The sequence below is a fragment of the Streptomyces sp. NBC_00457 genome (assembly GCF_036014015.1).
GTDB lineage: Bacteria > Actinomycetota > Actinomycetes > Streptomycetales > Streptomycetaceae > Streptomyces.
The window spans coordinates 9,940,781-9,964,712 of sequence record NZ_CP107905.1 but is presented as its reverse complement, the minus strand read 5'-3'; the positions used below and the strand labels follow the sequence as shown (position 1 = coordinate 9,964,712).

Genomic DNA, 23,932 nt, shown 5'->3' with positions numbered 1-23,932 from the left:
TCTCTGAGAAGGGTGAGAGCCAGGGGTTCAGCGAGGGATGACCATGGTCAAGGCGCACGTCTCCACACACGAGTTGGTCGCCGGAAGGTACCGCCTCCTGGAAGTCCTCCATCGCGAGACGAACCGCATCTGCTGGTACGGCGAGGATGTCGAGGCCTCACGGCCCTGTCTGCTCACGCAGACGGTGCTCCCGGCCGACTCCGACGGGGAGACCGTGCGGCGGGCCACCGCCCGGGTGATCCGCATGTCCGAGACCATGGGGATGCTGCGTCCGGGCAAGGTGGCCACGGTCGTCGACGCGATCGAGGAGAACGGCACCCTGTGGACCGTCACCGAGTGGATCGACGGCATCCCGCTGGGGGAACTCCTCGCGCAGGAGGGCACGCTCAACTATGTACGGGCGGCGCGGATCGGCCTTGAGCTGCTCGACGTGCTGGAGGCGGCGCACGGCGAGGGCATCACGCACGGCGAGCTGAGTCCGGGTCAGGTGTTCGTGCGGGAGCGGGGGCCCGTCGTGGTCACCGGCTTCGGCCTGGCCGGCGCGACCCTCGTACCGCGCGTGACGGCACCGTCGTACGCCTCCCCGGAACAGGCCCGTGACGAGCGCATCGGCCCGGCCGCCGACCTGTGGGCCCTGGGCGCGCTCCTCTACACGATGCTGGAGGGCCGCCCGCCCTTCCGTGAACGGGACCGGCCCGAAACGACGTTGAAGGGGGTCGACAAGCTTCCGCTGCGCACACCGCTGCGCGCCGGACCGCTCACCCAGCTGGTGCAGGGGCTGCTGCGCAAGAACTGCCGGGAGCGGCTGACCCGCCCGGTGGTCCGCGAGGCGCTGGTCCGTGTCCTGAGCGAAGACCCCGAGACGGTCGCACGGTCGGCGTCGCGGCCCCGGCTGCGCGGGGTGTACGCGGCGGCCCTGCACGCGAGTGAGGGGTGGAGCCGGCGCACCATGGTCGCCGGGACGGCGCTGGCGGTCGTCACCGTGTCCGTCGCCGTCCTCGCCGTGTCCCGCCAGGTCTCCGACGACGACAGCACGTCCGAGGCCGGTACGGCACCCCGGCCACCGGCTTCGGCCACCGCCCCGGGGCAACAGGCCCCCTCGCCGTCCGTGACACCGTCCCCCACCCCGACGCCGACACCCACGCCCACGCCCACTCCGACGTCGGCGTCCCCCTCCCCCACGGGCACGCCCCTGCCGCCCGGCTTCAGCCGCTACCACTCCCCCAAGGGCTTCTCGCTCGCCCTCCCCGAGGGCTGGAAGCCACTGGAGACCACCCGCCAGGCCGATCTGGCGTACCGGGTCGTCCTCGGCAAGGACGGCGACCCGCGCACGCTCGCCGTCACCTACAGCGAGGCGGTGGGCCCGGATCCGGTCGCCGTGTGGCGGGACGACGTGGAGCCCGCGTTGAAGCAGGACGACGACTACCGGCGGATCGGCGACATCCGCGCGACGACGTACCAGGGCCGTGAGGCCGCCGACATCGAGTGGCTCATCGACATCGATGGCACGCACGTGCGCACCTTCGGCCGCGGTTTCCTCATCGGCGAGCACCGGGGCTTCTCCCTGCGCTGGACGACCCCGGCCGCCGACTGGGACGACGACGCCAACCGACAGGCGCTGGACACCTTCCTGCGGACCTTCCGGGTGCCGTCAGAGTGACGCGCGGGGTGCGCGCATCGTGCGCAGCGCGCCCTGGTGCAGCGGCTGCGTGGCCCACCGCGCGGTGAACGTGCCGTCGGTGAGCGAGCACGTCACGACCAGGTGGTGCGGTGTCTCCAGGAAGGCGATGTCCACGACGAGGGTGTCCGCGTCGCTCCACCCCCCGCTCACCGCGAGGGGGACCGGCTCCTCGACGACGGTCCAGCCGTCGTCGCCGATCGGCACCTGCAGCGGCTGCCCGTCGTCGGTCAGCGCCAGGTTCCGGCCCTCCGTGATGTGTACCGCGGTCAGTGTCGGCTGGGCCTCGCACACACCGCCGTGCGGCGCGAAGTCGACGGCGGACCAGGCCTCCGCGCGCTCCGGCGGTGCCGGCTTGCCCGCGGCCGGCGGCAGCGCGAGCCGCGCCAGCCGCGCCGCGAGGGCGGCGTCGCGTTCCTCGCGGCCGGGCAGCGGTGTGGGTCCGAACGCGGGCAGCAGACGCTTCCAGACCAGGTTCAGAAGCTTCTGCATCTGCTCGGTCGCCGCGGTCGTCGCGATCACCGCGTCGTGCTCCGGCAGCACCAGGCAGAACTGGCCGAACGCCCCGTCGCCACGGTAGCCGTGCCGGGACATCCAGAATTGGAAGCCGTAGCCCTGCTGCCAGTCGATCCCGCTCGTCTCGACCTCGGTGTTGGAGATCTGCGCCCGCGTGGCCTCGGCCACCCACGCCTCGGACAGCAGCCGCTCGCCCTCCCACACGCCGCGCTGCAGATACAGCTGGCCCAGCCGGGCGACGGCGTCGGTGGTGGCGTGCAGTCCGCTGAAGCCCAGCTCGCCGCCGGACCTGTCACGCAGCCATGCCGTCTCGCCGATGCCGAGCGGATCGAACAGCCGGGGCCGCAGAAAGTCCGTCAGCGACTGACCGGTGACGCGCCGCACGATCGCGCCGAGCGTGTACGTGGCGGGCTGGTTGTACGCGAACACGGTCCCCGGATCACCGTCCGGCGGCAGCAGCAGGAAGCCGCGCACCAGGTTCTGGTGGTCGAGCGCGAGAGCGGGGTACAGGGTGTCGGCCCCATGGCCGCTCGCCATGGACGCCACATGCCGGACGAGCATCGCGCGGCTGCGCGGATCGGCGATGTCGGCCTCGAACTCCGGGAAGTACGAGATCACCGGGGCGTCGAAGTCGAGCAGCCCCTCGTCGGCGGCGAGCGCGGCGGCCGCCGCCGTGAAGCTCTTGCTGAGCGAGTAGAGGAGATGCGGGCGGTCTTCGGTGTACGGCGCCCACCAGCCGGACGCCACGAGGTGGCCGTGCCGCATGATCATCAGGCTGTGCGGCTCGATGTCCGGGGCGGCGTCGAGGGCGTCGAGGAAGGCGTGGACGCCGGATGCGTCGACGCCCTGGGCGGCGGGTGTGCTCTGGGGCAGCGGGCGAACACTCATGCCCGCATCCTCTCCCGGCCGGGCGCCGTGATCGAGGGGTCTGCCGAGGAACGGGAGACGAGACACACGGGGCCGAGGCCGGGAAAAGCCTCGTCATGAGCCCCTATAGGCTTCCTGTCGCACCTGTTCCAGCCCCGGCAACACCTTTCAGGAGAGTCACCCGTGACCCTGGCGACCGTCCCGTCCGAGACGTCCCCCGCGCCCCTGTCCGATCTCGTGGCGCGGGACGCCCGCGAGTTCGGGGTCTACGCACGGACCGGAGGCTGGGCCTTCGGCCTGATGGTGGCGCGCAGCGTACGGCCCGGCGGTCAGGGCGCGGACGAGACGCCGAAGGTCTCCGCGAAGGAGTTCGCCGAGCTCGCCGGCTGCTCCGCCGACCGCGTCATGCGCTACTACAAGGCCTGGGACCGGGCCGCGGACGACGGTCTCGTCCCGCACTTCGAGGAGCTGGCGCCGGGCCAGGAGGTCGAGCTGCCCGACGCGGACGTATGGCTCAGCTACTACGTCTCGCGCAACAGCGCCGCCTCGGAGCGCGGCACCGCCATCACCGAGGCGGCCGAGGCCGAGGGCATCCGGCCGACCAAGGCCCTGGAAGTCGCGGAGAACCCCACCGCACTGCGCGCCGCGATCCTCGCGGACCCCTCCACCGCCCAGGCGGCCCGCCGCGCACTGCTGGACCGCGTCCGCGAAGACCCGGAACTCCAGGCCGAGTTGGCCCGTGACATCGTGCGCACCGACGACCTGAAGAAGGCCGTCGCCGCCGAGAGCAGGTCCGCCGACCGGATCGGATACGTCCGCCAGATCGCCGAGTCGGGCCAGATCAAGACCCCCGCCGGGCAGACCGTCGACGCGCCGGTCGACGTACGCCAGGAGGCAGAGCGCCATCTGTCCCTCATCGACGAGCTGGACGACGCGGAGGACCCCGGCGAGTGGGCCGGCGAGGCCTACGACACCATGAAGTCCCTCGTCGCGGAGACCGTGGAGGCCGACCCCGAACTGCGCGTTCAGGAGCGGCGGACGAAGTTCTACAGCAGTCTCCAGCGGGCGACGAAGGTGTTCGAGGAGCTCACCTTCGACGACGTCGACGCCCAGGACTTCTACGAGGACGACATGGTCCAGCAGTTGGAGGAACTCCAGCAGGCGATCAGCACATGCATCGTGGCGCTGCGCGGGGCCCGTGGGGACGCTTCCTGATCACGTTTCTGATCGCACAGGGTGACAGGCCGGCTCTCACCGTGCCGTGTGGCGGTGCCGTGTCCACCACGGCACGCCGAACCAGCACAGCAGGTACCACGCCACGATGCCGGCGACAAGCCACGGCACATAGTCGTCGTGGCCCGTCGCGACCCTGAGGATCAGCAGAACCGCGGCGGTCATCGTGGCCAGCAGCAGCAACAGACCGACGAGGGTCAGCCGGGAGGCCCATTCCACTGCCTGCGGCTTGATGCGCCGGCCGGCCACGAGCCGGTGCAGGGACACCGGGGCGATCAGCGCCCCGGTGGCGGCGGCGCCCAGGACGACGGTGACGATGTAGATGTTCTCGTCCGTGGTGTCCAGCTCCACGAACCTCGGGGCGAACACGACCGTCAGCAGAAAGCCGAACAGGATCTGTACCCCGGTCTGCGCGACCCGGACCTCCTGGATCAGCTCGCCCCACTTGCGGTCGGCCCGCTGCTCCGGGGTCTCGTTGCGCCCCCAGTCCTCAGTGTCCGCACTCCTTCTGGTGTCCGCACTCTTTCTCGTGACCGACAAGGTTCCTCCCTGATCGATCGAACCCGCGTCTGTCTCGGACCCCGAGTGCCCAGATTCGCGCGGTTCGATCGGTCAGGGCGGCACGCCCTTGCTACCAGCGGCTCTCCACCTGGTCCTTGATCCGGCGGTCGTAGAGCTCCCGGATCGCGGTGAGCGTCTCGGCGGACAGCTCCGGCAGCTCGGCGGCTGCCGCGTTGGCGCGGGCCTGTTCGGGCGAGCGGGCGCCGGGGATGACGCTGGTCACGCCGGGTTGCTGGATGATCCAGCGCAGCGCCAGCTGGGCCGGCGTGTACCCCTCCGGGGCCAGCGCGGAGAACTCGGCTGCGGCCTCCACACCCGTCTCGAAGTCGACGCCGGAGAACGTCTCGCCCTGGTCGAAGGCGTCTCCGTGCCGGTTGAAGGTGCGGTGGTCGTTCTCGGCGAAGACGGTGTCCTTGGTGTACTTGCCGGAGAGCAGCCCCGAGGCCAGCGGAACCCGGGCGATGATGCCGACGCCGGCCTCCCGCGCCGCCGGCAGCACCTCGGCCAGCGGCTTCATACGGAACGGGTTGAGGATGATCTGCACGCTCGCCACGTTCGGGCGGGCGATGGCGGTCAGCGCCTCGGCGCAGGTCTCCACGCTCACTCCGTAGGCGGCGATCCGCTCCTCGGCGACCAGAGTCTCCAGGGCGTCGAAGACCTCGTCGGTGGAGTAGACGGGCGTCGGCGGGCAGTGCAGCTGCACCAGGTCGAGGCGGTCGACGCCGAGGTTGCGGCGGGAGCGGTCGTTCCAGGCGCGGAAGTTGTCCAGGACGTAGTTCTCCGGGATCTGGTCGACACGGCGGCCCATCTTTGTCGCGACCAGGATCTGCGGATCGGGGCGTCCGCGCAGGAACGTGGCGATGGTCTGCTCGCTGCGGCCGTCGCCGTACACGTCGGCGGTGTCGAAGAACGTCACCCCCGTCTCGGCCGCCGCCTCCAGCACCGCCAGGGCTTCCCTGTCGTCGACGTCTCCCCAGTCCGCACCCAGCTGCCATGTGCCGAGACCTACGACGGATGCCTGCTGACCCGACCTACCGAATACGCGCTCTTCCATGGCGTCAGTCTGTCATCCGTGATCAGCGCGCGCGGAACGGGTCGGCTCGTCCCCCCGTTACGGTGCACGGGACGCACGCCGCAACGGGGGGATCGTCTGTCACTTCCCGCCGCGCTCCTCCGGCAGGGTGCCCGTGCGGGCCACGTCGGCGTACCACCGCGCGCTGGCCTTGGGGATGCGCTTGCCGGTCGGGTAGTCGACGTAGACGGCACCGAAGCGCTTGCTGTAGCCGTAGCCCCACTCGAAGTTGTCCAGCAGGGACCACAGGAAGTAGCCCCGGACGTCGACGCCGGCCACGATCGCCCGGTGCACGGCCGACAGATGGCAGTGGAGGTAGGCGATGCGTTCGGGGTCGGCCACCTCGCCCTCCGGGTTCACGTAGTCGTCGAACGCGGCCCCGTTCTCGGTGATCACCAGAGGCATCGCGGGGAAGTCCGTCTTGAGCCGCGTCAGCAGGTCGTACAGCCCGCTGGGGTCGACCGCCCAGCCCATCGCGGTGGTGCTGCCCGGAGGCCGGTGGAAGGCGACGTTGTCGGCACCAGGCCAGGGGCTGTGCTCGCTCATCCCGTGGCCGTCGGAACCGTGACTGGCCTCGCCGGTGGCGGCGGAGACGAGCGTGGGTGTGTAGTAGTTGACGCCCAGGAAGTCCAGCGGCTGGTGGATCGTGGCGGTGTCACCGTCCCGTACGAAGGACCAGTCGGTCAGGCTCTCCGTGTCCTCGATGAGATCCTGCGGGTACTGGCCTTCCAGCAGAGGGCCGGTGAAGACGCGGTTGGCCAGTGCGTCGATCCGCCGGGCCGCGTCGAGGTCCTCGGCGGCCTCGGTCAGGGTGCGGACGTGGTGGATGTTGAGGGTGATGGACGCCTGTGCGCGGGCGGGCAGTTCGGCGCGCAGTGCCTGAACGGCCTTGCCGTGGGCGAGGTTGAGGTGGTGCGCCGCGCGCAGGGCCGCGACCGGGTCGGTGCGTCCGGGCGCGTGGACGCCCGAGCCGTATCCGAGGAAGGCGCTGCACCAGGGCTCGTTGAGGGTGGTCCAGGTCTTCACCCGGTCCCCCAGCGCACGGGCTGCCAGCGTCGCGTAGTCGGCGAACCGGTCGGCGGTGGCGCGCACCGGCCAGCCGCCGGCGTCCTCCAGCTCCTGCGGCAGGTCCCAGTGGTACAGCGTGACGACCGGCTCGATGCCCTTTTCCAGCAGTGCGTCGGTCAGGGCACGGTAGAAGTCGAGACCCTTTTCGACGGCCGGGCCGCGGCCCGTCGGCTGCACGCGCGGCCACGACAGGGAGAACCGGTAGGCGCTCACGCCGAGGTCGGCCATGATCGCGACGTCCTCGCGCCAGCGGTGGTAGTGGTCGGTGGCGACGTCACCGGTGTCGCCGTTGCGCACCCTGCCGGGCGTGCGCGAGTAGGTGTCCCAGATCGAAGGGGTGCGTCCGTCCACGGAGGCGGCACCCTCGATCTGGTAGGCGGCAGTCGCCGTGCCCCAGGTGAATCCCTGCGGGAACCTGATGGCGGTGGTGTTCTCCGGGGCGGGCGCGACGCGTCGGGTTGCGGTGGTCACGTGGGTCCTTCCAGATGTACTGCGGGGCGGAAGCGGCGAATTGGGGTGGCGGGCGTCGAAGGGCCGCGGCAGCGGGGGGACGGTGAGGCGCTCATCCCTTGACCGCTCCCTGCATGATTCCGCCGACGATCTGACGGCCGAAGACGATGAACAGGGCGAGCAGGGGCAGCGTGCCGAGCAGCGCGCCCGCCATGATCAGCGACTGGTCGCGCACGTATCCCGCGCTGAGCTGAGTGAGGGCGACGGGCACCGTCGGATTGGTCATGTCGAGCACGATGAACGGCCAGAAGAAGTCGTTCCACGCGTGCACGAACGTGATCATGAACAGCACGGCCATGGGAGGCCGGGCGATCGGCAGCACGATGCTCCAGAAGATGCGCAGGGAGTGCGCACCGTCCACCCGCCCGGCCTCGACAAGTTCGTCAGGCAGCGCCTCGGACAGGTACTGCCGCATGAAGAACACGCCGACGGCGCTGACGAGCGTAGGGAAGATGACGGCGGGCAGCTTCTGGCCCCAGCCCAGTTCCGTCATCATCATGAACAGCGGTACGACGCCGAGTTGAGGCGGCACCATCATCGTGCCGATCACGAGCATCAGCAGGATGTTGCGGCCCTTGAAGCGGAGTTTGGCGAACGCGAAGCCGGCGAGGGTGGCGAACAGCACCGTGGACAGGGCGATCACGCCGGCCACGATCAGGCTGTTGAGCATGGCCTTGCCCAGCGCGGCGTCCTGCCAGGCCTTGCCGAGGTTCTCCAGGAGGTTGGGGCCTGGCAGGAACGGCGGAGGCGTCTGGGTGACGCGCGTGTTGTCGGTCGACGCCGCCACCATCGTCCAGTAGAGCGGGAACAGTGAGAACAGGGCCGCGATCCCCAGCAGGATGTAGGCGACGGGACCCGCGTGGTGCTGACGTCCGGCACCCGGGTGCCGGAACAGTTGGCGGCGCCGTCCGCCGGACGGGGTGTCCTTACGGGCCTTCTTCGCGACCCCGGGGCGCGCGTCCGCCGTCTGGACCGGGATGCTGTCTGTGGTCATGGAAACCTCCCGGTCAGGCCTTGCGCGCCATGACGCGCTTGACGACTTGCTGGACGACGAACACGACGATGAGCAGCAGGAACATCGCCCAGGCGACCGTGGCGGCCCGCCCCATCTGGTAGTTCTTCCAGCCCTCCTCGTACAGCAGCAGACCCAGCGTCTGGTACTGGTTGTCCGCTCCCCCGGTGATGCCGTTCGGACCCTGGCCGAAGATCAGGGGCTCACCGAAGAGCTGGGTGGCGCCGATCGTGGACAGGACGATGGTGAACACGATGGTGGAGCGGATGCCGGGGACGGTGACCTTCAGGAACTGCTGCCACCGCGAGGCACCGTCGATGGCGGCGGCTTCGTAGCGGTCGCGCGGGATCGCCTGCATCGCGGCGAGGTAGAGCAGGGCGTTGTAGCCGGTCCAGCGCCAGATGACGATCGAGGAAATGGCCGTCTGCGCGGCCCACTTGTTGTTCTCCCAGTCGATGTTGTCGACACCGACCAGGCTCAACATCCAGTTGATCATGCCGAAGTCGCGTTCGAAGAGCATCGTGAACACGAGGGCCGCGGCACCGACCGACGTGGCGTACGGCGTCAGGGCGGCCACGCGGAAGAACGTAGAGCCGCGCAGCCGGTAGTTGAGCAGGTGTGCAAGGCCGAGCGCCATCAGCAGCTGCGGCACGGTCGACAGGACGCCGATGGTGAAGGTGTTGAGCAGCGCGTTCCAGAATCGCTCGTCGTCCCACAGCGCCGTGTAGTTGTCGAAGCCGACCCACTCCATGAGGTTCAGGGTCGACAGTTCGACGCGGTGCAGGGAGATCCACGAGGTGTAGATGAGCGGGTAGAAGCTGAAGGCGGCGAAGACGACGAAGAACGGGGCGACGAAGGCGTACGGCGCGCCCCGGACGTCGAGACGGTGCAGCAGCGTACGGCGCCGCTGACGCTCGGCGCCGATGCCGGGCGCACCGTCTGGTGGAGTCGAGGTGGAGATGGCCACCGGAAGGCGTCCTTCCTGGAGGGTGAGGGAGGCGGGCAGGGGGCGGGCGAAGTCCCCTGCGGGTCGGCAGCGCCCCGCAGGGGCGCGGGGAACTGCGCGACCAGCCACGACGGCGCCGCAGACGATCAACGGCATATCGCGGCACTGCAAGCGGAGCTTCAGCCGGCGGCCTTCTCGATGCGCTCGTCCGTGGTCTTCCACGCCTCGTTCGGCCTCTTGTTCTGCGCCTCGATCAAGGTCAGCCCCTGCGAGAAGATGTCCTTGATGGTGCCGTCCTTGCGGCCGAGCACCTGCTCGTCGGGGATCTCCTGGGCCGCGGCGCCGAAGATCTTCCCGATGGGCGCGCCGCCGAAGTAGTCCGACTTGGCGTCGACCACTTCGGGCATCTTCAACGCGGTCTGCGACGAGGGGAAGTTACCGATCTCCTTGAAGAGGAAGGCCTGCTGCTCGGGGGCGGTGAGCCAGGCGACGAGCTCCTGCGCCTCCTTCTTGACGGGGCTCTTCTCCATCACGCCGAGGAACGATCCGCCCCAGTTGGCGCCCTTGGGCGCCTTCGCGACGTCCCACTTGCCCTTGTTCTTCGGGCCCGCCTTCTCGCTGATGTGCGCGAGCATCCAGGCCGGGCAGACGGTGCTGGCGAAGGTGCTGTTGGCCAGACCGGGGTCCCAACCGGGCTGGAACTGGCGGAGCTTGGCGGTCAGATCGGACGTGGCCGCCTCGGAGGCCAGCTTCCACGCGTCCTTCACGACAGGGTTGGTGGCGTAGACCAGCTCACCCTTCTTGTCGTAGAACTGCTGGGAGTCGCCGTAGATCATGGCGTTGAACAGCCCGCTGGAGCTGTCCATGAAGGCGACCTTGTCGTCCTTCGAGTTCTGCTTGAACCGCTTGCCCGCGTCGACGTACTTCGACCAGTCGCCCTCCCACAGCTTGGCGACCTCGTCGCGGTCGGTGGGCAGGCCGGACTGCTCGAAGAGGTCCTTGCGGTAGCAGACCGCCATCGGGCCGATGTCGGTGCCGAGGCCGATGACCTTCCTGTCCGAGGCGGTGACCTGGCTCTGCTTCCAAGGAAGGAAGTGGTCCGTCCCGGCCACGCCGGCCAGGTCGACGAACTTGTCCTTCTGGGTGTCGGACAGTTCCTTGGCCCGACCAATCTCTATGCCCTGGATGTCCTTCAGCCCGCTGCCGGCGGCCAAGTGGGTCTGCAGGGCGGTGTAGTAGGTCTGCTCGTCGCCCGCGACGTCCGCCTTGATGACGACGTTCGGGTGCTCCTTCATGTACTTGTCGAGCAGCCCGGTCTCTTTGAAGCCCATGACGCCGAACAGCCCCATGGTGATGGTGACCTTGTCGCCGTCCCTCCCCCCACCGGTCCCCCCATCGCTGCTGCCCCCGCAGCCCACGACCAGACCGAGAGCCGACGCGGCCGACACGGCGGCCACGACCCTCGTACGCAACTTCCTTCGGAACTTGTCCATTTCGTCCTCCATAGCGGCGGCGCTGACGCACCGGAGTTCGAGCCCCACGGACCGCTCCGTAGGCGCGATTTGTCCGGTGGGCACGTTCCCAACTGATGGTGGGAACGTGCCCACCTAGGAGCCCGCAGCCTCGCCGCCCCAGAAGGCGTCTGTCAAGAAGTTGAATCCACTTCGTTGCGGAAAGATGTCATGGCCCCGAGCCCCGGACCCTGCGGGCGCTCTCCTCGGGTCTGGCACAATGCGCAGGTGAAAGCCGTCCGGACCGCGCCGAGCGAGGGAGGCGTCATGGGGGACAGACAACTCCCGACCATCAAGACCGTGGCCGCGCGCGCCGGTGTCGGACGCACCACGGTTTCACGAGTCATCAACGGCTCCGAGCTCGTCAGTGAGAAGGCCAGGGCCGCCGTGCTCGCCGCCATCGCCGAGCTGAACTACGTCCCGAACTCGGTTGCCCGGGGACTGGTGACGAGCAGGACGAACTCCGTGGCCCTGGTGATCCCCGAGTCGGAGAGCAGACTGGGCGCGGAGCCCTACTTCTCGGCGGTCATCCGCGGGGTCAGCACCGCCCTCGCGGAGACCCGCACGCAGCTCCAACTGGTGCTCGTACGCGACCAGGCCGAGCGCGACCAGCTCACCCAGTCGGTTGCGGAGCGGCGTGTCGACGGGGTGCTCCTGGTCTCGGTGCACGAACACGACCCGCTGCCGGGGCTGTTGGAGGACATGGGACTGCCCACGGTGCTCGCCGGGCGCCGCTCCCCCGACGAGTCGCTCAGCCACGTGCACTCGGACAACACCGGCGGTGCCGCTGCGGCCGTCAACCACCTCCTGACGCGAGGGCGGCGGACCGTCGCCACCATCAGCGGACCGCTCGACATGGACGTGGCGCGCAGCAGGCTCCAGGGCTGGCGCGAGGCCCTCGAGAAGGCGGGCCACGAGGTCACCGACCGGCTCGTGGCCTCGGCCGACTTCACCGAGGAGGGCGGCGAGGCGGCGATGCGTTCACTCCTTGAACACGTCCCCGAGCTCGACGCCGTGTTCGTCGCCTCCGACGTCATGGCTGCGGGGGCACTGGCGGAGCTGCGCAGGCAAGGCAGGAGCGTCCCCGACGACGTGGCCGTGGTCGGATTCGACGACTCCATCATCGCCCGCCACACCAATCCGCCCCTCAGCACCGTGCGTCAGCCCGTCGAGGAGATCGGCAGCATGATCGCCCGGATCCTTCTGGAGGAGATCGGCGATCCCGACGAGCCGCGTCGGCGCGTCACGCTTCCCACTGAGCTCGTCGTACGCGAATCGTCATGAGCGCGGACGCCCCGGCCGCCACGCCACCGACATCAACGAGACGATGAAGCCGCGGCAGGACGTACGGCCGGTCTGATCAGGCGTCCGCCGTACGGCACTCCGGATGGCCCCAGCCCTGCGCGTTCTTGGCGATGGGCTCCCCGGCGGCGTACGAGCGGCCGCACACGCAGCGGCCCGCGAACTTCGCCTTGATCGTGCGGGAGGAGCTCCCGGCCTTGCGCGGCCGGGCCGCGGCGGCCGCCTTGCGGCGCGGGGCGCCGGAGGCCGGGGTGTCGGGTGAGGGCGGCGGTTCGGGTGAGCCGAGGTCGCTGCCCGCGGGTTCCTGGACGATCGCGGCCTGGCTGGCGGCCCGGTCGGCGAAGTCGTTGAGCGGGTCGCCGTCGACCTGGTGGGCGGGGACGTAACGGAAGTCGACCTTGCGGCCGTCGAGGAGTGCGTCGATGCGGACGACGAGGTCCTGGTTGGCGACGGGCTTGCCGCCCGAGGTCTTCCAGCCGTTGCGCTTCCAGCCGGGCAGCCAGGTGGTGACGGCCTTCATCGCGTACTGCGAGTCCATCCGGATCTCCAGCGGCACGTCCGGGTCCACAGCCGTCAACAGGCGTTCCAGCGCGGTGAGTTCGGCTACGTTGTTGGTCGCCTTGCCGAGCGGCCCCGCCTCCCAGCGGCTCGGGGTCTCGGCCCCGTCGGCGACCACCCAGGCCCAGCCCGCCGGTCCGGGGTTTCCCTTCGAAGCCCCGTCGCACGCGGCCACCAGTCGTTCACGCATGTGCCGATCATGCCATGGACAGGCTGGGCTCTGAATGTGGTGTGGGTCAGACGTCGGTGAGCCCCGGCATCTCACCCTGGATGGTCGTGGTGTCGATCACCGAGAAGTTCGCGCCCTGCGGATCGGTGAGCGCCGCGAACCGTCCGAAGGGGCTGTCCATCGGCCCGAACCGCAGGATCGCGCCGAGCTTGGTGGCCTTGGCGACGGCGTCGTCGCAGTCGGCGACAGCGAAGTAGACGTTGATGTACGGCGGCACCTCGGGCGGGAAGTCCTCGGTCATCTTCATCCGGCCCAGGGCGGGGTTGCCTGCGACGTTGTAGACCCGGAAGTCCATCTCGTCGTCGTCCATCTGCTGGGACGTGTACGGGAAGACGGCGGGGAAGAACGTGTCCGACTTCTCGGGTTCACGGGTGAAGATCTCCGCCCAGCAGAACGCGCCAGGCTGGTCCATCGGCGCCTCGAACCCCTCGTGGGTGCCCGCCTGCCACACGCCGAACACGACGCCGCCGGGGTCGCTCGCCAGGCACATGCTGCCGAAGTCGCCCACCGCCATCGGCTCCATCACCACCTGGCCGCCGTTGTCACGGATCTTGGCGGCGGTGGCGGCCACGTCCGGCGACGCGAAGTAGAGACACCACTGGGACTGGTCTTCCTGGCCGGGCATCGGCGGTACGACGGCGGCGACCGCCTTGCCGTCCACGTAGGCCTGGGTGTAGTTGCCCAACTCCGTCGCCTCTTCGCCGAACGTCCAGCCGAGGACGTCGCCGTAGAAGCTCTTCGCCCCCTCGACGTCGCTGAACATCGCATCGGCCCAACAGGGGGTTCCCTCAGGTTGTACCGCCATGACTGCGGCCCTCTCGGTGTGTTGGCTTGTCCGAATCGGGTGGGTTGGCTGTCCGGATTCTCACGCTATCCACCCGCCGGCCGAACCGCGCGCCGAATGCGTGACTCCGCTCCGGACTGGAGGGGGACGGGGTCGTGGAGCGACCAGCGCCCGTCGAGGAGGGGCCCCTCCGGTTCGTGCGGAGACCGGTGCCGGTGCCGGGGGCGCCGCGTTCAGGACCGTAGGGCCGATGAAGGAGAGGGGGAGCAGGTCGTCGACGTACGACGTGTCACTCTCGGGTCGGCGACGGAGTCCGGCCGGAAGCGTAGGCGATCGCCGTTGCGAGACGGCCGGCGTGCGGCTCCGCGACCGGCCGAAGACGACACGTAGCAGATCCGGCACGGGCGCGTGCGGCGACTTCGTCATCCCCGCACCGCACCGCCCGCGCCGGACCTCCCCCTGGGTGGCTCCCCCCTTGAACCCTGGGCGATTACTGTTCTACCTTCGCCACATGGTCGGGGCATCAACGCCCGCTCATCGGCGACACAACGCCACGAGCGGCGGATGGGCCGGTGATGTGGAATGCGTCCGCACCTCGCGCTGATCGAGGACGACCCCGACTTCGCACTGATGTGCCGTTCCTATCTCGAGCGTGAGGGCTTCACCGTCATCTGGGCGATGGACGCCCGCGCGGGCAAGACCGTGCTGTACGAGGCACGGGTCGACCTGGCCGTACTGGATCTGGGACTGCCGGACGGCAGCGGCCTCGAACTGCTGCGCGCGCTGCGCTCCACCAGCCGTCTTCCGGTGATCGTGGTGACGGGCCGTGGCGCGGAGGCCGACCGCGTGGCGGGGCTCGAGATCGGCGCCGACGACTACCTGGTCAAGCCGTTCTCGCAGCGGGAGCTGGTGGCCCGGATCCGGGCCGTGCTGCGCCGCTCGCAGCCTCCCGAGACTCCGGAAGTCCTCCAGGTCGGGTCGTTGCGCATCGACACGGGCGCCCGCCAGGCCTCCGCCGACGGCACGATGCTGACACTGCGCCCCAAGGAATACGCGCTGCTGGAGGTGTTGGCCGGCGCTCCCGGGCGGGTGTTCTCGGCGGAGCAGCTGCTCGAACAGGTCTGGGGTGCCGCCTGGCAGCAGTCCGCGACCGTGATCGAGCACGTGTACCGGCTGCGCGGCAAGCTCGCGTGCCTGCCCGCACCGGCGCCGCGGATCACCACCGTCCGCGGCTACGGCTACCGCCTCGACCCCTGAGAGCCGCCATGCCGCCGACCGGCCCGGACTTCCAGAGGCTCTTCGACGCCACGGTGTCGCCGCTGCTGGTCCTCAGCCCCGACTTCACGATCGTCGAGGTCAACCGCGCCTACCTGGCGGCCACCCGCACCGGGCGGGAGATCGTCGGGCGGCCGATCTTCGAGGTGTTCCCCGACAACCCGGACGACCCTTCGGCCGACGGCGTCGCCAATCTTCGCCGCTCGCTGGAGACGGTGGTGGCGACCGGCCGTACGGACGTCATGGCGTTGCAGCGGTACGACATCCCCACGGGCGACGAGGGAGCGTTCGCCGAGCGCTACTGGAGCCCGGTCAACACGCCGGTCATCGGTGCGGAGGGTCAGGTGACGCACATCATCCACCGGGTCGAGGACGTCACGGAGTTGGTGCGTCTGCGCCGGACACGGCCGGCGGCGGCCGAGGGCATGGAGATCGACCTGTTCGTGCGCGCCCAGGAGATCCGCGAGGCGAACGAGCAGCTCAGCCGGGCCAATTCCGAACTGGACGCGGTGGGGCGGCGGTTGCGGGAGGAGCAGCGGGCCAAGGACCGGTTCATCGCCACGCTCTCGCACGAGCTGCGCAACCCGCTGGCAGCCGCGACCGCGGCCACCGAGCTGCTGGCGCTGGACATGCCGGACGGGCATCCGGCGCTGTCGGTGCTGGAACGGCAGTTGGGCACGCTGGTGCGGATGAGCAACGACCTGCTGGACGGCACCCGGGCGGTGACCGGCCGGCTGGAGCTGGTGCGCGAGCGGACCGATCTGCGGTCCGTTGTCGACAGCGCGTGCGCCGACATCCGTGGCCTGTTCGGGCACGAGGACCGCACGCTGGAGGTCAGCCTGCCGCCGGGGCCGGTGCTGGTGGACGGGGACCGGCTGCGGCTGGCCCAGGTCCTGACGAACCTGCTGTCGAACGCCCTGAAGTACACCCCGCCGGGCGGCCACACCGAGGTGCGGCTCACGGTCGAGGAGGGCCAGGTCCGGCTGACCGTGCGGGACGACGGCATCGGCTTCGACCCCGGGCAGGCGGAGGACCTCTTCGGGGTGTTCATGCGGGCGGCCCCGGTCGGCCCCCGCAGCCCGGAGGGCCTCGGGCTGGGGCTCGCGGTCGCGCGGACGGTCATGGACCTGCACGGCGGCACCATCTCGGCACACAGCGACGGGCCCGGCAAGGGCGCGACGTTCACGGCGCTGATGCCGGTGGCGGACACCACGGCGCCGCAGCCACCGCGCCCGCTGTCCGCCGTCCGGCCGCCCCGGCGTCATCTCGCCGTCCTGATCGTGGAGGACAACACCGACCTGGCGGCGACCTATCGCACCCTGCTGGAACGACAGGGCCACCATGTCACCACCGTGCACACGGGCGCCGACGCGCTCACCGCCACACAGTCCGACCTGTTCGACGTCGTTCTGTGCGACCTGGGCCTGCCCGACATCGACGGCTACGCGGTCGCGCGGGGCGTGCGGGCCCGGCCACACGGCAAGCGGATCCGGCTGATCGCGGTGTCGGGCTTCGGCCAGGGCATCGATCGCGCGCTGTCCCGCGCCGCCGGTTTCGACACGCACTTGGCCAAGCCGCTGCCGCTCACCGATCTGCTGGAGCAACTCGCGCATCCATGACATGTGTCTTCCCCCTCGGGCCGGGCTGTGCTTGCCTGGGGAGCCGCTTTTCCGTGTCCGGGGCGGGAGTTGCTGTATGCGGAGACCGTGGATCGTGGGGGTGCTGCTGGCCGGGGTGCTGCTCGGCGCGTGCGGGGATCCGGCGTCCGAGCCGGAGAAGGCACCGCCCACCCCCTCCGCGCCGGGGGGCACGACACGACAGCAGGCGCCGGCCACACCGACGACGCCGGTGAAGGCTCCCACCGTGCTCTACCTCGGCGACTCCCTGGCGATGGAGAACCAGAAGGTGCTGGGGCAGGAGCTGCGCAAGGACCTGGACGCCGAGTACACCAGTGCCCCGTACTCGGGCACCACGCTCTGCGACTACCTGGAGGGCACCAACAAGCGCTCCCTCGTCCCGGACGCGCACAAGGCGGCCGCCCTGGTGCGTTCCCTGCGCCCGGACTACGTGGTGCTGCAGTTCTGGGGCAACGCCTGGGGCTACACCTGGTGCATGGACGGGATCACCCACGCGAAGGCTCCGAGCACGTACTTCGCGCGGTACACCGCTGACGCCGAACGCCTCACCGAACAGATCGCCGCGGCCGGAGGATCCGAGCGCCCGCGGATCGTCTGGGTGTTGCAGGGACCGGACCCGATCACCCCTGACCGGGTCCGGCGTGTGAACGGCATCTACGAAGAGCGGGCCGCCGCTTCGGGTGACGTCGTCGCCGACGCGGGCAGGACCGTCAGCCCGGCCGGCGCCCGCTACACCTGGACCAAGTACCTGCCCTGCACGCCGTACGAGCGCGAGCACCCCGACTACTGCACCCAGCCGGGCGGCGACCGGACCGAGCTGCATTTCGGCGACGACTATCTGCACTTCTGTCTGGCGCCCACGACCTCCACCCCGAAGCCGTGCCCGGTCCGCTCCCCCGGCATCCTGCGCATCGCCCGGGAGATCACTCGGGTGATCGGCGAACGAGCTCGGTCTCGATGAGCCGGTTGAGATGACGGCGGGCGTCCGCGGTGCTGAGCGGGGGTGCCTGGCGCAGCCGTTGCAGGGCGAGTCCGTCGGCGAGAGCGGCGAAGCGGGCGGTGAAGCCGTCGAGGTCGTCGCCGGTGAACTCGCCGTCGGCGACGCCCCGTTCGGCCAGGGCGCGGATCTGCCGGTGCCAGGCCTCGTACCGCTCGGCCTGCCCGCGGGCGAAGGCCTCGTCCGTCGGGCCCCCTTCAACCGAGGCGCCCGCGTTCCAGTACTGGAACCACATGCGCCAGTGCCGGTCGGTGTCCTCGGTGAACAGCGCGTCGACGAGCAGCCGCAGCGCCTCGGCCCCGCCGGCCGCCTGCTCGGCCGCTTCGCTCAGGTCGCTGTAGTAGCGCTCGATGTGCAGCACCATCGCCTCGGAAAGGATCTCCTGCACACTGCCGAAGTGGTACGTGACGGTGCCGACGGAGACTCCGGCCGCGGCGGCCACGTCCCGTACCCCGACGGAGGCGTAGCCGCGCTCGGCGATCAGTGGGACGGCGGCCTCGACGATGAGCCGGCGGCGCACCTCGGTGGGCTGACGGGTACGGTCGGCGGCGGCGACGGCACGGCGCGGGGACTTGGCGGCCTGCGTGGGCTTGGCGGGCGTCATCCGGAAGTCCTCGGGGTGGTGCGGTGCCATGCGCGCTCGGCCACTGTCTCTCCGTTCGCCCGGGTCTCGATGCGACTGTCCATGATGAAGTCCGCGGCCGTCGCACGCAGCTCCGTACGCGCCATGATCTCAGCGTCCCAGTCGTCCCCGCGCCGCAGCCGGATGTGCCACTCCGACACCGCCTGCGCGGACAGCGGATCGTCGCCGCGGATCCGGTACGTCTCCCGTGCGCTCTCCTCGTAGCGCAGCCCGTCCGGATACGTCCGCGAACCCCCGTAGTTGGGGTCGACCTCCAGCGTCCACTCCCCCTTCGCCACGTCATGCGTGACGAGCCGCTCGGGCGCGGGTGCGGCGGGCCGGTCGTAGGTGACGTCGAGCGGCGGGGCCTGCTCGGGCTCCTCGAAGAGGATCGGCGGCCCGGGGGCGTCCTCGCGTACGGGCAGCAGTACGGCGCTCTCGGCCGGTACGACGCGCAGTTCGCCGCGTTCCCCGTGCGGCCACACCCACGGCCAGTAGGCGTCGGAGACGGCGACGCGGATGCGGTGGCCGGGCGGGAAGGCGTAGCCGATGCCGGTGAGTTCGAACTCGACGTCCTCGTACGTCCCCGGCACCCACTCCACGGCCCGGTCACGGCCGTGCCTGCTGAGCAGGTTGAGCACGCCGCGGGTGACGAGCGTGGACGAGCCGTCGGGTGCTGTGTCACACAGACGGACGACGACATGCGCACGCGGCGTCGCGCTGTCCAGCCGGAGCCTGACCCTCGGCCGCCCGAGGATCTCCACCCGCTCGGCCAGCGGCTCCGAGTCGAAGCACACCGAACGGCCGTCCTCCGCACGCTGGTCCGGCGGCAGATCGCTCGCGTTGCCGAACGGGAAGAAGCGCCCGGCGTCGAGGCCGGTGTGGAGCGGAGACCGTACGACGACGGGCTCGGCGCCCGCACCCAGAACCCGCTCCTCGAACGTGACGTGCGGCGACGGCCAGTCGGTCTCGCCCACCCAGCGTCCCGGCATCACGTCGTACGAAGTGGCGGGCGGCACCGGGTCGTTGACCCAGGCGCGCAGCAGCGGCTCCCCCATGACGCCCGTGTCCGTGCCCTTGAGGTGCTGGTCCCACCAGCGCAGGGTCTCCTGGAGGAAGCCGATCGCCGGGCCGGGCGGGAGGCCGCGGTCGGGGTACTGGTGCGACCACGGGCCGATCAGCCCTCGTACCCGGTCGGCGGGCATGTGCTCCACGAGCCGCAGCACGGTGTCCCGATACGGGTCGTTCCAGCCGCCGACCGCGAGGACGGCTGCGTCGATGGCGCCGTAGTCCTCGCAGACGCTCCCGTGCCGCCAGTAGTCGTCGCGCCGCTGATGCTCCAACCAGGTGTGCAGGAAGGGTTCGAGGGCGTCCAGGCGCTCGCGCCACATCGGCAGCCAGCGGTCGGTGCCGACCTGCGCCGGGTCCGGCGGGCGGGAGGCGAAGGCGAGCATGGTGCCGGCCCAGGCGAGCATGTCGATGCCGAGGACCGCACCGCCGGTGTAGTGGACGTCGTTGTCGTAGCGGTCGTCGGTGGAACAGACGGTGACGATCGCCTTGAGCGGCTCCGGGGCGAGCGCGGCGATCTGGAGCGCGTTGAAACCGCCCCAGGAGATGCCGAACATGCCGACCTTGCCGGTGCACCAGGGCCGCTCGGCAAGCCAGTTGACGACATCGACGCCGTCGGCGAGTTCCTGCGCGTCGTACTCGTCGCCGGGGGTGCCCTCGCTGTCGCCGTGGCCACGGATGTCGACGCGGACGGAGGCGTAGCCGTGTCCGGCGTACCAGGGGTGGCGCTGGGCGTCTCGCGGGGCGGTCCAGTCGCTCTTGCGGTACGGGAGGTACTCGAGCAGCGCGGGCACCGGGTCGGACTCGGCATCCGCCGGGCGCCAGATCCGGGCGTGCAGCCGGGTCCTGCCGTCCCGGGTGGGGATCCAGACGTCCTCGCGGATCACCTGGCGGTCGAACTGCTCGCGGTACCTCACACAACTCCTTCCAGTGCGGTGGAGCGCCAGCGGCGGACCCGGTGGCCGTCTCCGAGGTCGGTCCAGACGTCGTCCGGTGCGGCGGCGTCCTCCCAGTCGGGGGCGTTCTCGACGAGGGGCTGCGCGTCGGGGTCCGGTTCGAGGGCCGCGGCCATCAGCCGGCGGGTGTACGGGTGCCCGGGGTCGGCGAACACGGCCTCCGTGGGGCCCTCCTCGACCACGACGCCGTTGCGCAGCACGACCACCCGGTCCGCGATGCCGCGTACGACGGCCAGGTCGTGGCTGATGAACAGACAGGCCAGATCGCGTTCCCGGCGCAGATCGTCGAGCAGCCGCAGGACGTCGGCCTGCACGGAGACGTCCAGCGCCGTGGTGATCTCGTCGGCGATCAGCACGTCCGGCTCGCCCGCGAGCGCCCGCGCGATACCGATGCGCTGCCGCTGGCCGCCGGAGAGCTGTGCGGGCAGCCGTTCGGCGAGGGCCGGGTCGAGACGCACGTCGGAGATGAGCTGCCGGGCGCGCTCGGCCGCCTCACCACGGCCGCCCGCCGTGCCGAAGTACCGCAGCGGCCGCCGGACCGCGTCCCCCACCGAACGCCGCGGGTTGAGCGAGGTGTCCGCGTTCTGGAAGACCAACTGCACACGGCGGCGCAGCGCGAGCGGCCGTTCGTGCGCGGGCCGGGCCAGGTCTCCCGCCTCGTGGGTCATCGTGCCGCCGGACGGTGTGCGCAGCCCGGCCAGCGTCCAGGCCAGGGTCGACTTGCCGCTGCCGGACTCGCCGACGAGGGCGAGGACTTCACCGCGCCGGACGTCGAACGAGACGCCGTCCACTGCGCGCGATGCGCCGTAGTCGATCGTGACGTCCTGCGCGCGGACGGCGACCGCGGCATCGACGGGCACCTCCGCCTTGGGCCTCAGGTCCCGCTCGCCCGCCTCCCCGACGACGGCGAGCCCGGCGTCGTCTAGACGCGGGACGCTCGCCAACAGGCGTCGGGTGTACGGGTCTTCGGGCGCCCGGAAGAGTTTCCGGGTCGGTGCCGCCTCCACGACCTGCCCCGACCGCAGCACGGTCACCTCGTCGGCCATGTGCGCGACCACGCCCAGGTCGTGGCTCACCAGCACGGCCGCCAGGCCGAGTTCGTCGCGCAGCGCGGCGATCAGGTCGAGGACACCGCGCTGGGTGACGACGTCGAGGCCGGTGGTCGGCTCGTCGAGGACCAGCACCCTCGGGCGGGCCGCGACGGCCATGGCGATGGCGACGCGCTGCTGCTGGCCGCCGGACAGCTCATGCGGGTAGCGGCGGGCCAGCTCGGCGGCGCGCGGCAGCCGGACCTGTTCGAGCAGGTCGACGACGGGGACGTCACCGCCGACCTCCTCGATCTGCTTCCCGACGCGCATCGAGGGGGTCAGCGCATGGCCCGCGTTCTGGGCGACCATGGCGACCGTCCCACCGCGCAGCCGCCGCAACTCCCGTGCGGGCAGGGCGAACACATCGGAGCCGTCCACCCGCACCGAGCCCCCGGTGATCCGGGACCCGTGCCGCAGATGCCCCAGCAGGGTCGCGGCGACGGTCGACTTGCCGCTGCCGGACTCCCCCACCAGCGCAAGGGTCCGTCCCTCGGCGACGTCGAAGGACACCTCGTGCACGACGGGCACGTCACGGCCGCCCGAACGGTACGCCACGGACAGGGAGTTCACGGAAACGATCGGGGGCGCATCGTTCGGGGTCGCAGGGTTCGGGGTCATCACAAGCCCTCCCTGATCCGGTCCACGCCCCACGCCTTGGACAGGCCGTCGGCCGCGAGGTTGAGCCCGACCACGAGCGTGGCCAGGGCGATGATCGGCGCAAGGCTCGCCATCGGGACGACGGTGATGGCGGTGCGGTTCTCGGCGACCATCAGCCCCCAGTCGGGGGTCGGCGGGTCGGCGCCGAAGCCGAGGAAGGACAGTGAGGAGATCAGCAGCACGACCCAGGACGCCCGCATCGCGAACTCCACGCACACCACGTCCGTGATGTTCGGCAGCACCTCCCGGCGCAGGATCGACCAGGTGCCCTCGCCGCGCGCCCGGGCCGCGGTCACATAGTCGGCGGGGACCACCGCGAGGGCGGCGCCGCGCACGACCCGGACGATCTGAGGGACGGACACGATGGCGATGGCCAGCACGATGACCACCGGGCCGGTGCCGAGGGCGGTCACGACGACGAGCAGCGCGAGGATCGACGGCACGGACAGCAGGGCGTCCAGGACCCGCCCCAGCACGTCGTCGAACCAGCCGCCGCGCAGCGCCGTCGCGCATCCGAGCACCGTGCCGAGGGCAACGGTCAGCACGGTGGCGGCGACGGACACCCCGAGCGCGTACCGGCCGCCGTACAGCACCCGCGTGAGGACGTCACGGCCGTATTGATCGGTGCCCGCCCAGTGCTCCCAGCTCGGGCCGAGCAGTGCCTCGGCAGGGGTGTTGGCGATGGGGTCGTAGGAGGTGAGAAGCGGGGCCAGCAGGGCGATCACCACGTGTACGGCGACGATCGACAGGCCGATGAGGGCGACGCGCGACGTGCGCAGGGTGCGCCAGGCGCGGGCGGCCACCGGGGCTGCCGGGGCGAGAGCGGTCATCGGGTCCTCCCGCGCGTGCGGAGCTTGGGGTTGAGGGCCATGGCGCCGAGGTCGGCGGCGAGGTTGCAGACGACGTAGACGACGGCGCTGATCAGGGCGATGGCCTGGATGACGGGCAGGTCCCGGTTCTGCACCGACGAGAGCATCAGCTTGCCGATGCCGGGGTAGTTGAAGACGTTCTCGACGACCGCGACTCCGCCCGCGAGCCAGGCGACGTTGAGGGCGATGACGTGCAGGGTGGGCAGGAGCGCGCTCGGCAGGGCGTGCCGGGTGACCACCCGCCAGGTCGACAGGCCTTTCAGACGGGCGGTCGTGACGTACTCGCTCGCCATCACGTCGATCACCGACGTGCGGGCCATGCGGATGATGTACGCGGCCAGGACGACCGCGAGTGCGAGAGCCGGGAGCCAGACCGCGGGCAGGAGTTGGCCGACGGTGGCGTCGGGGCCGTAGAGGACGACCGCCGGGAACCAGGGCAGCGCGATCGAGAAGCACAGCACCAGCACGGTCGCCACGACGAACTCGGGGACGCTCATGCCGACGAGGCTGACGGTGGAGATGACGTGGTCGGGCCAGCGGTCGCGGTACAGGCCCGCGAGGATGCCGAGGACGATCGATCCGGTGACCGCGAAGAGGACGGTCACCAGCGCTATCAGCGCCGAGTTGGCGAGATACGACGACACCTCGTCGCCCACGGACCCGCCGGCGACGAGGGACGTGCCGAAGTCACCGTGCACGGCGCCCGCGATCCAGTCCGCGTAGCGCTCCCAGGCGGGCTGGTCGAGCCCGAGTTGCTTGCGGAGGGCGGCGACCGCGTCCGGGGTGGCGTCCCTGCCGAGGACCTGGGTGGCGACGTCGCCGGGCAGAGCCTGGACGGCGAGGAAGACCAGCACGGACGAGAGGAAGAGTGTGCCGAGGGCGGCGGCGATGCGGCGGGCCAGGAAGGAGAGCATGC

At 70.7% G+C, this 23,932-nt stretch carries 20 protein-coding genes; 6 read left to right on the top strand and 14 right to left on the bottom strand.

From position 1 onward, the window contains the following. Positions 1-37 precede the first annotated feature (37 nt). Positions 38-1,660, top strand: a complete 1,623-nt coding sequence (locus OG828_RS45465; RefSeq protein ID WP_328504457.1) for a serine/threonine protein kinase — start codon at positions 38-40, stop codon at positions 1,658-1,660. Here OG828_RS45465 and OG828_RS45460 read toward each other — a convergent pair. Continuing rightward, positions 1,652-3,082 carry a serine hydrolase domain-containing protein gene (locus OG828_RS45460; protein WP_328504456.1) on the bottom strand — a complete coding sequence of 477 codons (1,431 nt, stop codon included), beginning with the start codon at positions 3,080-3,082 and terminating at the stop codon, positions 1,652-1,654. The genes OG828_RS45465 and OG828_RS45460 overlap by 9 nt on opposite strands. 162 nt (positions 3,083-3,244) lie before the next feature. Between OG828_RS45460 and OG828_RS45455 the strand changes: the two genes are divergently transcribed. Next, on the top strand, positions 3,245-4,276 hold the full coding sequence (locus OG828_RS45455) for a hypothetical protein (RefSeq protein ID WP_328441977.1): 1,032 nt from the start codon (positions 3,245-3,247) through the stop codon (positions 4,274-4,276). 36 nt (positions 4,277-4,312) lie between these two features. Here the strand turns inward: OG828_RS45455 and OG828_RS45450 are convergent, their stop codons facing one another. From OG828_RS45450 to OG828_RS45425, 6 genes are all read right to left on the bottom strand, one after another. Further along, complete coding sequence (locus OG828_RS45450; protein WP_328370624.1) at positions 4,313-4,834, bottom strand: DUF6328 family protein; 522 nt, start codon at positions 4,832-4,834, stop codon at positions 4,313-4,315. A gap of 91 nt (positions 4,835-4,925) precedes the next feature. Then, a complete protein-coding gene (locus tag OG828_RS45445; RefSeq protein WP_328504455.1) occupies positions 4,926-5,909 on the bottom strand; it encodes an aldo/keto reductase in 984 nt (327 codons plus the stop codon). Between the two features lie 99 nt (positions 5,910-6,008). Next, positions 6,009-7,466 carry a GH1 family beta-glucosidase gene (locus OG828_RS45440; protein ID WP_328504454.1) on the bottom strand — a complete coding sequence of 486 codons (1,458 nt, stop codon included), beginning with the start codon at positions 7,464-7,466 and terminating at the stop codon, positions 6,009-6,011. Positions 7,467-7,557: 91 nt separating this feature from the next. Beyond that, on the bottom strand, positions 7,558-8,499 hold the full coding sequence (locus OG828_RS45435) for a carbohydrate ABC transporter permease (protein WP_328504453.1): 942 nt from the start codon (positions 8,497-8,499) through the stop codon (positions 7,558-7,560). A gap of 13 nt (positions 8,500-8,512) precedes the next feature. After that, the gene (locus tag OG828_RS45430; protein WP_443060247.1) at positions 8,513-9,484 is read right to left on the bottom strand and encodes a carbohydrate ABC transporter permease; all 972 of its coding nucleotides are present in this window, start codon (positions 9,482-9,484) and stop codon (positions 8,513-8,515) included. 158 nt (positions 9,485-9,642) lie between these two features. Continuing rightward, entirely contained in the window at positions 9,643-10,956 is a 1,314-nt protein-coding gene (locus OG828_RS45425; RefSeq protein ID WP_328504452.1) for an extracellular solute-binding protein, read from the bottom strand. A 285-nt stretch (positions 10,957-11,241) separates the two neighbouring features. On the opposite strand from OG828_RS45425, the gene OG828_RS45420 reads away from it, so the two are divergent. Then, complete coding sequence (locus OG828_RS45420) at positions 11,242-12,258, top strand: LacI family DNA-binding transcriptional regulator (RefSeq protein WP_328370611.1); 1,017 nt, start codon at positions 11,242-11,244, stop codon at positions 12,256-12,258. Positions 12,259-12,334: 76 nt separating this feature from the next. On the opposite strand, the gene OG828_RS45415 is transcribed toward OG828_RS45420, so the two are convergent. Both OG828_RS45415 and OG828_RS45410 read right to left on the bottom strand, forming a co-directional pair. Then, positions 12,335-13,024, bottom strand: a complete 690-nt coding sequence (locus OG828_RS45415) for a ribonuclease H family protein (protein WP_328504451.1) — start codon at positions 13,022-13,024, stop codon at positions 12,335-12,337. Positions 13,025-13,070: 46 nt separating this feature from the next. After that, positions 13,071-13,868 (bottom strand): VOC family protein, encoded by a 798-nt coding sequence (locus OG828_RS45410; protein WP_328504450.1) that lies wholly within the window; start codon positions 13,866-13,868, stop codon positions 13,071-13,073. Positions 13,869-14,429: 561 nt separating this feature from the next. Between OG828_RS45410 and OG828_RS45405 the strand changes: the two genes are divergently transcribed. The 3 genes from OG828_RS45405 (at position 14,430) to OG828_RS45395 (ending at position 17,720) form a co-directional block, all read left to right on the top strand. Continuing rightward, positions 14,430-15,104, top strand: coding sequence for a response regulator transcription factor (locus tag OG828_RS45405; RefSeq protein WP_328370603.1), 675 nt, complete (start codon positions 14,430-14,432; stop codon positions 15,102-15,104). Between the two features lie 8 nt (positions 15,105-15,112). Next, entirely contained in the window at positions 15,113-16,741 is a 1,629-nt protein-coding gene (locus OG828_RS45400) for a hybrid sensor histidine kinase/response regulator (RefSeq protein WP_328504449.1), read from the top strand. 76 nt (positions 16,742-16,817) lie between these two features. Then, positions 16,818-17,720, top strand: coding sequence for an SGNH/GDSL hydrolase family protein (locus OG828_RS45395; RefSeq protein ID WP_328504448.1), 903 nt, complete (start codon positions 16,818-16,820; stop codon positions 17,718-17,720). On the opposite strand, the gene OG828_RS45390 is transcribed toward OG828_RS45395, so the two are convergent. Genes OG828_RS45390 through OG828_RS45370 form a run of 5 tightly spaced genes read right to left on the bottom strand, consistent with a single transcriptional unit; the run spans position 17,683 to position 23,930 of the window. Continuing rightward, positions 17,683-18,390: a TetR/AcrR family transcriptional regulator gene (locus OG828_RS45390; protein ID WP_328504447.1), complete on the bottom strand. Its 708-nt coding sequence runs from the start codon at positions 18,388-18,390 to the stop codon at positions 17,683-17,685. The two genes, OG828_RS45395 and OG828_RS45390, sit on opposite strands and share 38 nt — an antisense overlap. Beyond that, entirely contained in the window at positions 18,357-20,363 is a 2,007-nt protein-coding gene (locus OG828_RS45385; RefSeq protein WP_328504446.1) for a CocE/NonD family hydrolase, read from the bottom strand. The genes OG828_RS45390 and OG828_RS45385 overlap by 34 nt, the downstream gene beginning before the upstream one ends. Then, positions 20,360-22,108, bottom strand: coding sequence for an ABC transporter ATP-binding protein (locus OG828_RS45380; protein WP_328504445.1), 1,749 nt, complete (start codon positions 22,106-22,108; stop codon positions 20,360-20,362). Before OG828_RS45380 ends, OG828_RS45385 begins: the two co-directional genes overlap by 4 nt. Next, positions 22,108-22,977, bottom strand: a complete 870-nt coding sequence (locus OG828_RS45375; protein ID WP_328504444.1) for an ABC transporter permease — start codon at positions 22,975-22,977, stop codon at positions 22,108-22,110. Before OG828_RS45375 ends, OG828_RS45380 begins: the two co-directional genes overlap by 1 nt. Further along, positions 22,974-23,930, bottom strand: a complete 957-nt coding sequence (locus tag OG828_RS45370) for an ABC transporter permease (protein ID WP_328504443.1) — start codon at positions 23,928-23,930, stop codon at positions 22,974-22,976. Before OG828_RS45370 ends, OG828_RS45375 begins: the two co-directional genes overlap by 4 nt. Positions 23,931-23,932 lie beyond the last annotated feature (2 nt).

Coding starts and splice junctions, on each gene's coding strand:
- OG828_RS45465 (WP_328504457.1), top strand. CDS start 38: ATGACCATGGTCAAGGCGCACGTCTCCACACACGAGTTGGTCGCCGGA.
- OG828_RS45460 (WP_328504456.1), bottom strand. CDS start 3,082: ATGAGTGTTCGCCCGCTGCCCCAGAGCACACCCGCCGCCCAGGGCGTC.
- OG828_RS45445 (WP_328504455.1), bottom strand. CDS start 5,909: ATGGAAGAGCGCGTATTCGGTAGGTCGGGTCAGCAGGCATCCGTCGTA.
- OG828_RS45435 (WP_328504453.1), bottom strand. CDS start 8,499: ATGACCACAGACAGCATCCCGGTCCAGACGGCGGACGCGCGCCCCGGG.
- OG828_RS45425 (WP_328504452.1), bottom strand. CDS start 10,956: ATGGACAAGTTCCGAAGGAAGTTGCGTACGAGGGTCGTGGCCGCCGTG.
- OG828_RS45420 (WP_328370611.1), top strand. CDS start 11,242: ATGGGGGACAGACAACTCCCGACCATCAAGACCGTGGCCGCGCGCGCC.
- OG828_RS45415 (WP_328504451.1), bottom strand. CDS start 13,024: ATGCGTGAACGACTGGTGGCCGCGTGCGACGGGGCTTCGAAGGGAAAC.
- OG828_RS45410 (WP_328504450.1), bottom strand. CDS start 13,868: ATGGCGGTACAACCTGAGGGAACCCCCTGTTGGGCCGATGCGATGTTC.
- OG828_RS45405 (WP_328370603.1), top strand. CDS start 14,430: ATGCGTCCGCACCTCGCGCTGATCGAGGACGACCCCGACTTCGCACTG.
- OG828_RS45400 (WP_328504449.1), top strand. CDS start 15,113: ATGCCGCCGACCGGCCCGGACTTCCAGAGGCTCTTCGACGCCACGGTG.
- OG828_RS45395 (WP_328504448.1), top strand. CDS start 16,818: ATGCGGAGACCGTGGATCGTGGGGGTGCTGCTGGCCGGGGTGCTGCTC.
- OG828_RS45390 (WP_328504447.1), bottom strand. CDS start 18,390: ATGGCACCGCACCACCCCGAGGACTTCCGGATGACGCCCGCCAAGCCC.
- OG828_RS45380 (WP_328504445.1), bottom strand. CDS start 22,108: ATGACCCCGAACCCTGCGACCCCGAACGATGCGCCCCCGATCGTTTCC.
- OG828_RS45375 (WP_328504444.1), bottom strand. CDS start 22,977: ATGACCGCTCTCGCCCCGGCAGCCCCGGTGGCCGCCCGCGCCTGGCGC.
- OG828_RS45370 (WP_328504443.1), bottom strand. CDS start 23,930: ATGCTCTCCTTCCTGGCCCGCCGCATCGCCGCCGCCCTCGGCACACTC.